Below are 10,495 nucleotides of genomic sequence, written 5' to 3'. Positions count from 1 at the left end.
AGAGGGACAACCAGAAAAGTATGAGGCTATTCGTGAAAAAGCGAAAGAGCTAGCACACATGATTGACGAACTATGTCCTAATAGCCGTGAAAAATCAGTTGCTATGACTAACCTAGAAACTGCTGTAATGTGGGCTAACGCTTCAATCGCACGTAATTAAGAGCCTTCTTCGAAGGCTTTTTATTTTGCTTTGAAAACTGCATCAAACAGCCAAAACACTATGAGTTTAGAGGGCGGAGTTTGGTGTGGTTTTGAGAGCAAAAAGTTATTAAGGTTTTGTATAGACCTTTTACTCTATTATTGAGTAAAAGGAGAGATTAAAATGGAACCTGAACAAGAGAAGAAAAAAATACTCTATTTTAAAGTTTTAATATATACCGCAATCATATCTTTTGTAGTGTTTTTTATTGTATTATTTTTCATTCCATATATAGTAAATAATTGGGTGATAAATAGTGTGGGGAATAATGATAGTAGTTTAGCTGGAAGTTGGATAAGTTTTTGGGGGAGCTTTTTAGGTGGAATAGTTGGTATGTTTGCTGTTTTATTGACTACTTATTTATTGATTAAGAGTCAAAATGAGAATCATAAAGAACAACTTGATCAACAAAGGGATGATGTAGTTAATTCTATCAATAGTTCAGTTAGACTTGAACGCGAGAAATTTATGGTTCAATTTAATATAGAAAAATATGAAAAAGCACTATTACTTTTTCATAAATTAGAAAATAAATTAAATTTACACGTAGATAGATTTAATCAAGCAACAGGGTTTGTAAGTGAATATTTCAATTATAAAATAGAACCAAAAATAATTATTCCGAGCGAACATTTTGAAATTTACCCAGAAATGGTAGGGGAGGTTGATAAAGAAATTAGAGATTTAATGCTTGAGTTATCAACTCTTGAAAGAATAATAAAGCCCTTCAATCTATCCGAAGTTGATAAATATATTTTTCAATATTTAAACGAAGTTAGTCATGATGTAAATTTAATAAATACAACAAAAAAGGTAGAAATTATGTTTAAAAATACTATGAATAGTCAATTATCTAATATTCGTAAAGAAATAAAAAGTTGTACTGAAAACATCCATTTATATATTAAAGAAGAACTGGAAAAATATAAGCCCGAAAAAATCGATTTAGAGAAAAACGAATAAAGGTAAATGTAAAGACGTTCTTGTAACGTCTTTTTTTATTTTTTGATAAATGGATACTTAGAAAATATTGAATATGGAGGTGGTGGTGTATGAGATATGGCTAGAGCGAGAGACCCTAATCGAGATAAAGCATTTGAAATTTACAAGGAACATAACGGTGATATTACAAATCGATCAATAGCTGAAATGTTGGGTGTTCCAGAAAAAACAATTGGTTCATGGAAGTCTAAATCTAAGGACAATTGGAACGAGAAATTAAACGGAGTACTCCAAACAGACGAACGGAGTACTCCGATAAAAAACGTTCAGAGAGAAAGAGGAGCACCTATTGGTAATGCTAACGCAAAAGGCAATAGAGGTAATAAAAATGCGTCAGCTCCAAAACAAAACTCAAATGCTCTGACACATGGATTCTTTGCTAAGTTCCTACCAGAAGAAACGCTTGAAATCATGGAGGCAATGAACGAGCGTTCTCCAGCCGATTTAATCTGGGACCAGATACAAATACAGTATGCTGCAATTATAAGAGCTCAACGTATTATGCACGTTGAATCGAAAGACGAAATCATAAAGGAGCTCAAAAAAGCAAAATACGATTACTATCCACGTTCTAAAGAGGATGGCGGAGGCGTAGAAAAGGCTGTAACAGAGGAAGAATATGAATTCCAATTCGCATGGGAAAGACAGGCGCAACTACTCACTGCTCAATCGAGAGCAATTGGGGAGTTGCGTTCTTCTATTCGTCAATTTGTTGAAATGGCTGATGCTGATGATGAGCGTCGCTTGAAGCTTAAGCAAATGCGTTTGAACATCAAAAAAACAAAAGCCGAGTTAGAGAAAATTACAGAGCCAACAGGTGATGATGATACCTTAGAAATCGTTATTACACACAAGACTGAGAGGGATTCAGATGCAAGTGAATAAGGAGATAAACCCTCATTTCGGCAACTTCCTAATGGATTGGACAAAAAAGTTTCAATTCCTTATTGGTGGATACGGTTCCTCGAAATCTTATCATGTAGCCTTAAAACTCGTTTTAAAGTGTTTACAGGAAAAGCGAAAGGTCTTAGTAATACGTGAAGTTTATGACACGCATAAAGACAGTACCTTCGCATTGTTTAAGGACATTTTAGAGTCTTTGGATAGATTGGATGATACAGGTCGAAAACGCATTGCAAAAGGCAAGGCAAGGGCTAAAGAGAGTCCATACGAGATAGTGTTCAGTAATGGTTCAAGGATAATTTTTAAAGGGATGGATAAACCAGCGAAATTAAAGTCTATCCATGATATCAGCATCATTTGGGTAGAAGAAGCCTCCGAAGTTAAGTATGAGGGTTTTAAAGAGCTAGTTGGTCGTTTACGTCATCGTAATTTATCGTTACACATGATTTTATCTTCAAACCCAGTAGATGAAACCAACTGGATATACACTCATTTCTTTGTGGATGAAGAAAATGAAAAAACAACATTAAATGATGAAGAGTTATACAAGTTAAGGGAAATCAAAACTGAAACAACGTATTACCATCACTCAAAAGCAGACGATAACATGTTCCTTCCGCAATCGTATATCGATGAATTAGACGACATGAAGAACTATGATCCTGATCTACATCGAGTAGCCAGAGAGGGTAAGTTTGGAGCGAATGGCGAGAAGATATTACCTCAATTAGAAGTATGGGATAGTGCTGATGTACAAGCTCAACTGACTTCTGACAAGGTATATAAAAACGGCATGGACTTTGGTTTTTCAGATTCATATAACGCAATTGTGCGTATGGCAGTAGACATTGAAGAGAAATGGCTATATATCTTTTGGGAGTATTACACCAAGGGTAAAACAGACCCCGAGATTGCTGAGGACATGATGAAAGCAGGATTACAGAAAGTAATGATTAAAGGTGATAACGCTGAAGCTAAAACAATTGTCTATCTACAACAGCGAGGATTTCGTATTTTACCATGTTACAAGCTAACGAGGGTTGAAAATACTAAGAAGATGAAGCGATTTAAAAAGATAATTGTTTCAAAGGATTGCCCAAATACAATCAGAGAGTTGAAAAACCTAACACAGAAAAAAGATAAGAACGGCAAAGCAATACCTGGAGAGTTTAATATTGACCCTCATACATTTAGTGCTATGTGGTATGGCCTTGATGATTATGAGGTAACAAACGTTAAAGGTATGAATGCTGGTTACAGAGGTAGGTGATAAGAATGAATGTTAATCAACTAAATCGAAAAGAAACCATAGCAAAGCGCATGCAAGTGTTTCAACCATACATCGAATACATTGATCAGTTTGGTTTTAATGAAACGCTTATTCCTAAATTAATTGCCGACCATAAGTCAATTAAACAGGATGTGCAGTTGCTGCAGAAACGTTATGAAGTCAGTACCGATGGAGTTCCGATTCTAACGAGAGACCCTGTTCCTCTTGATTTGGAGAATGAAAAGGTGCGAAGGTTAGATGCACTCGTTAATAACAAGGTAAATACAGCCTTTGATGCTGACATAGTAGATACCAAAGTGGGCTATATGTACGGCATACCTGTTAACTACACTGTTGAAGGTGTACGTGATGAACCGAGATTACAGCCCTTAGCAACAGAAATAGACAACTTTAGGATTAGAAATGCTGTTGCTGATAAGGATGCTTCGTTAGGAAAACAAACAGATATAGCTGGCTATGGAGCTCGATTAGCTTATGTAGCCTTAGAAAATAATAAACCTGTCCTACGTATTATGAATGTTGATACGGACGAGGTTATTTTTTTATTCGAAGAAACAATTGCTGAACCAAAATACAGCATGCGTTACTATGACACATTCGTTTTAGATCAGCAAGCTAACAAGCAAAACGTCACTAAGGTAGAATTCTACGATACTGATACTATTTGGTACTTCGATAACCTTAATGGAGCATTTGAATTAACAGGCTATCAAGAGCACGGATTTATGTACAATCCATTGTTTGGCATGGAAAACAATGATGAAATGCAAGGGGCAGCTATGCGTATCATGAATCTAATTGATGCGTATGACCGAGCGTTATCAGATGCTAGTAGTGAGGTCGAATCGATGCGACTAGCGCTTCTGATCCTTCACAACATTGGATTACAACCAGAGGAAATTCAACAGATGCAAAAGTCAGGTGCTTTAGAAATATGGGGACCTGATGCTAAGGTATCGTTCCTAACCAAGAACGTTAATGACAGCATGATTGAACATTTATTAGAACGACTTGAAAAGAACATCATGCGTATTGGTAAGAGCGTAGATTTCACTAGTGAGGAATTCGCTTCGAATCTTTCAGGTATCGCTATTTTGATGAAAACAATGGCCTTAGAACATAAGTCAGGTACAGCAGAGCAAAAGAATCGCACCACCCTACAGTATCAATTCAAAGTTTTGTGTAGTGGATGGGCTAGACTTGGTTACTGTCAGCCAGAGGATTACCTAAAGGTATGGTTTGAGTTTAAGAGAAATCTTCCTAAGAACCTTCTTGAAGCTGCTCAAACATCACAGGCATTGAAGGGATATGTAAGTGAGGATACTCGTTTATCGTTATTACCATTCGTGGATGATGTAGCTGCTGAGCGAGAAGCAATGCAGGAAGATTTAAAAATATACGGTACCGACCTCGGCCCTCTTAACGAGGATGACGATGATGATCCAAAAGAAGTTGATGACTCATGAATCAACAGGAAATCAATCGTATCTTAGATGATTTAGAAGCTAAAGCCGAGAGAGACATTGAGGTTGTTTTTGCACGACGTTTAAAGACGATACTTGCTCAAATGTTGGAGATGCATAAGAAATTCGGGAAGAACGGCCAAGCTACCTGGACAGACGTTAACAAGTACAATCGCTTTAATCAAGAGATGAAATTAATTGCTCAACAACTCAACGCTGACTACAAAGAGATTATTAAGCTCATACAAGCGTCAGAGGAACGTCTTTACATTGAAAGATACTTATTGATGGCTTACCTCTTACAACAGTCTACGGGTGAGGAAATGGGCTTTAAAATACCATCTGCTGAGGTGATTCAAGCAGCGTTAACTAATCCTGTTGAGTTTTTGACGTTACCGAAGATATTTGAGGCTCATAGAGATGAAATTATCAGGCGTTTGAACATCGAGATAGCACAGAGTTTACAGGCTGGTGAAAGCTATACAGACATGGCTATCAGGATTGAAAATGCTATGGGATGGACAAGGAAGAAAGCTATCCTAGTTGCTCGTACTGAGGGTGGCCGAGTTAGATCACAAGTAGACCTAGCCATTGAGGAACAGGCGAGCAAAACAGCGAGACTAACTAAAGTGTGGATGTCGTCCCTTGATACGAGGGTTCGTAAGTCTCATAGAAAGCTAGACGGCCAGAAAGCTGATAAAGATGGCTACTATCATTATGGTAAGTGGAAATCGAAAGCACCAAGGTTATGGGGCATTGCTTCAATGGATATACAGTGTCGATGTCATACGATTTATATGGTTAATGGCAAGTTACCAGAGTACAGGAGAGGTCGGGACTACATGGACGATACCTACCAAAAGCAATTGGCCGCTCGTATTGATGCTTATATGTCTGATCTAGGGCTAACCTATAGACAAGCTTTTAACAAAGCGTATAAACAAATAAAGCCACCAAGCGTTACAGTTCCATTCATGAGTTATGAAGAATGGAGAAAACAATTCAGTGGAGAGGAGTAAAAGCAAAAGGTGATTTAATCCTTTTGCCTAATCTCTAAATAAACTGAGAAACTGATAGCAATAAACATCAATATTGAAAAAATAATTGTAGCAGTGGATTTGAGAGAGACTGATGTAATTATTAACACAAGAGAACAAATGATAATGGCTACACGTACTAAAATATTTGTTTTTTTACTTGGCTTTAAAAAATCTTCCAGTATGCCAAGAAAAAAACAAAACGCTATCAATACTAGATACTCATAAAGAAGTATTGGTTCTAAATATTCTGGACTAAACCTTGTTAACTGAATTGCAGAAATAAACATAAGAATATATTTTGTGTATTTAAAAATGCCTGACAAAGTATCACCTCATTTTTATGATAGTTAACTAAATAATGTAAGTCTAGATGAAATTTGGAGTAATTTTAGTCGTAGTCATACGGCTTTTTATTTTGTCTAAAAGGAGGTGAAGTACACAGTGTATTACCTTGTATGTCTTAAAACTAATGTAAGCATTTCTGTAGAAGATGTAACTGATGTTTGTAAGCACGATAATTTTGTGGATTTCTACAACAAAGACGTATTGGTTGCATCATTTAATGATGCAAATCTAAGTCATTTCTTACAAGTGGATAGAGAAACAGCGGAAACCTTCAAGAATCCATTTTTCAAAACATCTTAAAACACGATGTTGAAAATATGTCTTTTTAAAGCATTTGTAACGCTATAAAGAACAAATGACAAAGTGTTTCGTGGGCGTAAGTGTGCGAAGGACAGGAGGAAAACACATGCAAGTCAATTTTGAAGAATTAAAAACACTCGTTGAGGCTGGTGACAAGTCGGCTTTCGTTCAGCATATTTTCAAATCGTTGGAGAAAGGTGACGTATTAACGGCAGCAACAGCGAACGCAGCAATTAAAAGTGAGTTAGATTCCGAGAAGGATAAACACTACAATACAGCTTTAGAAACATGGAAATCTAACCACCTACAAGGATTAATCGATGAGGAAGTATCAAAGCGAAATCCTCAAGAAACGCCGGAACAAAAACGTATTCGTGAACTTGAAGAGAAACTACAGCAAAACGAACAGAAGGAACAGCGAGCTGCTTTACGTGAAAGTGCAATCAAGTACATGACTGAAAAAGGTTATGATGCGAAATTTGCAACTAAGTACGCTGACAAGTTTTTAGCATCTGATGAAACGGCTACAAATACGTTTTTAGACGAGTTTAAAACAGACTTCGATGCATTTGTCCAAGCAAGTGTAGAAGAGCGTATGAAAGGTTCTGCTCGCAATCCTGGAGGTGGCAGTCATACAGAAGGAAATGAACCTTCTTATGGCTCGAAGTTAGCTCAAGGTACTGAAGTAACGCAGCAAGCAGAGGAAGCACAAGGACATTATTTCAAATAACAGGAGTGAGTGATAATGGGGAAATTTGTAGTTACAGATTATGCAAGTGGTAAAGAGATCTTGAAGTACCCTGATCATCATGTCTCAATGACAGCTACATTTGATGATACAGGAATTACAGCGAATGCTGATGGTAAGAAGATTGTTCCTGCTGGAACGATTGTTGGTGGAGGCATGCTTGCTGATCGTTCAGTGAAAGCAAAGGCAGCAAACGATGCTACAGCAGAAGGTGTAAGTCGATATGATGTTGATGTTACCTATGGTCCAGCAGTTGGGGCAGTAGTAATCCATGGTTTTGTTGATTTAGCAAAACTTCCAGTACAGCCATCTGCAGAGGCAATTGGTGCATTAAAACAAATTACATTCATGAAATAAGATTAGGAGAGTGAAAGAGTATGCCAACAATTTATGATTTAGTGACAGCTGGTAACATTGCTGATTTTATCGTTACAACAAATTTAAACAAGAAGCCAGCGTTGGGCGCAGCTTTATTCCCAGCTGACAAACAATTAGGACTAGATTTATCGTATTTAAAAGGACGAGCTGGATTGCCAGTAGCTTTAAAGTCATCTGCATTTGATGCACAAGCACCTGTCCGTGATCGCATTGGAGTTTCTGCTATTCAAACTGAAATGCCATTCTTCCGTGAAAGAATGATAGTTAAAGAAAAAGAACGTCAGCAAATCAACACACTATTACAAGGTGGACAAACGAAAATGGCTGATGCAGTCATTAAATTTGTTTTTGATGACATGAAAACACTTGTAGATGGTGCGGAAGCGACAACAGAACGTATGCGTATGCAATTATTATCAGAGGGTAAAATCCAAATTGCATCAGAAGGTGCATATCATACGTATGATTACAAACTTGCAGCAGATCAATTCGAAACATTGACTGGTACTGATACATGGGATCAAGCTACTTCCACGCCAGTACAAGATATTTTGGCTTGGAAGAAGGCTGTGCGTAAGCGTACAGGTACAGAACCAACACGCGCTATCTTAACGAGTGCTACGTTTGCGTTAATTGCAAATCATGATTCGATTAAGAAAGATATGAATCCACTAGGTGCGCAAAACATCATCTTAACTGATGAAGATGTATTAAACTATTTATCTCGTAAAACAAACATGCAGTTTGCTATTTACGATGATATGTTTGTCGACGAGCACAGCATTACAAAATCTTACTTCCCAGATGGCGTTGTAACATTACTGCCTCCAGGTGCTCTAGGTAAGACAATGTATGGAACAACACCAGAGGAAAGCGATCTAATGACTGGTGTAACAGATGCTGATGTTTCAATTGTTAATACTGGTGTAGCAGTAACAACGAACAAAATTGTGCATCCAGTAAACGTTCAAACAATCGTTTCTCAAATCGCATTACCATCATTTGAACAAGCAGATAAAGTATTTATCGCAAAAGTAGCAACTATTTAAGGGATAGCAAAGAGCTATCTCTTTTTATTTTAAGGAGGGAAATATTATGCCTTACAACGTTACATTAGCCAAAAACGCAAAGGTAAATGGTAAACATTTAAAGGTTAGGGAAGTTGCTGAAAATGTTTCTGATGATTTATTTGAAGAACTACAGACAAAGGAACTTGTAGCAAGCTTTGAAGAAACCAAGCCGAAACGTCAAACAAAACAAACTGTTCAATCAGAAAATGCGGAGTAGGTGATCGTGATGACTTGGACACCTACAGATGAAGAGATTAAGTATTACAAGGTTATTTGTGGTGACAAATCTTCAACAAATGATGAATTTTACAAAGTTATGTTGCCATTAGTGCTCGATATGCTTAACAATCAATTGTGCCAAAAGTTTACACCTACCACTTTGCCAAGTGCTTTAAAAATTTTCCTAGCAAAAGCAACTAACTTTTTCTCTGGGAATGGTGCTTTAAAAGGGAGATCCATGGGAACCGTTTCTTATACCTTCGACTTTGGGACATTACCTAGTGCTTTAACTGATTTACTAAAGCCTTATGATGCATGCAGAAAGGCGAAATTTCATGTATTTCAGCCCGTTCGATGAATTTCCTCATACAGTTGAAGTGGTGGAGAAAAAGCGTATATCTGATGGTGCTGGTGGCTTTAAAACAGATTGGCATCCAGTAGATGACTTTGCTGCATTTGTGGATACACCATCTAGTAAAGAGCAGTATTACGCTCAACAACTTGGTAATCCGTTAGAACGCTATATGTACTATCCATATCGAACCGATTTAACTTCTAGCATGCGATTACGCTATGAAGGTGAAATATATGCATTCGCAGGTCGTGCTGAGGACCAGGGTGGTCAACACGAAATCATGCGTGTGGCATTAAAGTTGGTGACTGAATAATGGCTAGGATTACTTATTCAGGTCGTCAATTAATGAGAGCTGCACGTAGATTTGAAGAAGGGCTACTGGATAAGATATCAGATATTGTTTATGAGACAGCACGGCTTATACAAACACTGGCCAAGGCTCTAGCTCCTGTTGATGATGGTAGTTTGCGAGACTCAATTGAGATGAAGATGCTTGGGAAATACAATGCTGTTGTTACAGTTGGCGTTCATTACGCTATATACGTCGAGTACGGTACTGGTATCTATGCTCAAAATGGAAATGGCCGCAGAACACCATGGACATATTTCAGCACAAAGCTAGGGCGTTATGTAACAACAGAAGGGATGAAAGCTCAACAATTCTGGGGCCCAGCAGTTGATGCAGGACAAGAATATTTTAAAACAGAAATGAGGCGATTGGGCTTATGAGTAATTACTATGCCTTGCCTTTCTTTGAACTTCAAAAAGCTATTTTTCAAAAGTTAACTGCATGTGAAGCACTAACGGCCATCACTAGAAAAGATGAAGATGATCTTGGTGTTTATGATGCAGTAGACGAGAATACACCTTATCCATACGTGGCAATCTCGGAGCCTTATACGAGCCCATTTGATACCAAAACAAGCAATATCGAAACCATAACTTTTACAATCCACACATGGTGGAAGGATAACGATGATTACAGCGGTAAGCGTAAGACGTATGAAATGCTATCAGCTTGCCAGCAGGCTTTAATGATTCATAATTACATGATTCCTAATGGAAGGGTATTAAGTGTTACGAGACGTGATTCACGCGTTATAGATGATAATAGCCCTGGTGTGAAGCATGGCATTTTAACAATTCAATATAAAGTACAAAACATCTGACAGTCCTAAATGG

The 10,495-nt window shown here is 37.5% G+C and carries 14 protein-coding genes; all 14 read left to right on the top strand.

All coding sequences use genetic code 11. From position 1 onward, the window contains the following. Nucleotides 1-160: Acb2/Tad1 domain-containing protein (locus EW028_RS26425; protein ID WP_193767466.1), on the top strand; the 160-nt coding region annotated here is incomplete at its 5' end. Nucleotides 161-322: 162 nt separating this feature from the next. Further along, nucleotides 323-1,162 carry a hypothetical protein gene (locus EW028_RS23740; protein WP_131522675.1) on the top strand — a complete coding sequence of 280 codons (840 nt, stop codon included), beginning with the start codon at nt 323-325 and terminating at the stop codon, nt 1,160-1,162. A 96-nt stretch (nt 1,163-1,258) separates the two neighbouring features. Then, nucleotides 1,259-2,086 (top strand): phage terminase small subunit, encoded by an 828-nt coding sequence (terS, locus tag EW028_RS23735; protein ID WP_131522674.1) that lies wholly within the window; start codon nt 1,259-1,261, stop codon nt 2,084-2,086. Between the two features lie 31 nt (nt 2,087-2,117). Continuing rightward, nucleotides 2,118-3,374, top strand: a complete 1,257-nt coding sequence (locus tag EW028_RS23730) for a PBSX family phage terminase large subunit (RefSeq protein WP_227745013.1) — start codon at nt 2,118-2,120, stop codon at nt 3,372-3,374. Between the two features lie 5 nt (nt 3,375-3,379). Further along, entirely contained in the window at nt 3,380-4,861 is a 1,482-nt protein-coding gene (locus EW028_RS23725) for a phage portal protein (protein WP_131522672.1), read from the top strand. Next, nucleotides 4,858-5,877, top strand: a complete 1,020-nt coding sequence (locus EW028_RS23720) for a phage head morphogenesis protein (protein ID WP_131522671.1) — start codon at nt 4,858-4,860, stop codon at nt 5,875-5,877. Before EW028_RS23725 ends, EW028_RS23720 begins: the two co-directional genes overlap by 4 nt. A gap of 772 nt (nt 5,878-6,649) precedes the next feature. Next, nucleotides 6,650-7,273: a DUF4355 domain-containing protein gene (locus EW028_RS23715; protein WP_193767465.1), complete on the top strand. Its 624-nt coding sequence runs from the start codon at nt 6,650-6,652 to the stop codon at nt 7,271-7,273. Nucleotides 7,274-7,288: 15 nt separating this feature from the next. Then, nucleotides 7,289-7,648 (top strand): hypothetical protein, encoded by a 360-nt coding sequence (locus EW028_RS23710; protein ID WP_131522669.1) that lies wholly within the window; start codon nt 7,289-7,291, stop codon nt 7,646-7,648. Nucleotides 7,649-7,668: 20 nt separating this feature from the next. Then, nucleotides 7,669-8,718: a major capsid protein gene (locus tag EW028_RS23705; protein ID WP_131522668.1), complete on the top strand. Its 1,050-nt coding sequence runs from the start codon at nt 7,669-7,671 to the stop codon at nt 8,716-8,718. 46 nt (nt 8,719-8,764) lie between these two features. After that, the gene (locus tag EW028_RS23700) at nt 8,765-8,956 is read left to right on the top strand and encodes a hypothetical protein (protein WP_131522667.1); all 192 of its coding nucleotides are present in this window, start codon (nt 8,765-8,767) and stop codon (nt 8,954-8,956) included. A gap of 9 nt (nt 8,957-8,965) precedes the next feature. After that, nucleotides 8,966-9,316, top strand: coding sequence for a head-tail connector protein (locus EW028_RS23695; protein ID WP_145983811.1), 351 nt, complete (start codon nt 8,966-8,968; stop codon nt 9,314-9,316). After that, the gene (locus EW028_RS23690) at nt 9,294-9,626 is read left to right on the top strand and encodes a phage head closure protein (protein ID WP_193767464.1); all 333 of its coding nucleotides are present in this window, start codon (nt 9,294-9,296) and stop codon (nt 9,624-9,626) included. Before EW028_RS23695 ends, EW028_RS23690 begins: the two co-directional genes overlap by 23 nt. Further along, complete coding sequence (locus EW028_RS23685; protein WP_131522664.1) at nt 9,626-10,042, top strand: HK97-gp10 family putative phage morphogenesis protein; 417 nt, start codon at nt 9,626-9,628, stop codon at nt 10,040-10,042. The genes EW028_RS23690 and EW028_RS23685 overlap by 1 nt, the downstream gene beginning before the upstream one ends. Continuing rightward, complete coding sequence (locus tag EW028_RS23680; RefSeq protein WP_131522663.1) at nt 10,039-10,482, top strand: DUF3168 domain-containing protein; 444 nt, start codon at nt 10,039-10,041, stop codon at nt 10,480-10,482. The genes EW028_RS23685 and EW028_RS23680 overlap by 4 nt, the downstream gene beginning before the upstream one ends. Nucleotides 10,483-10,495 lie beyond the last annotated feature (13 nt).

Origin of the sequence: Lysinibacillus sp. OL1, from assembly GCF_004332175.1 — a bacterium.
GTDB classification, from domain to species: domain Bacteria; phylum Bacillota; class Bacilli; order Bacillales_A; family Planococcaceae; genus Lysinibacillus; species Lysinibacillus capsici.
The sequence above is the reverse complement of the archived record's forward strand: the minus strand, read 5'-3'. Positions and strand labels throughout refer to the sequence as shown.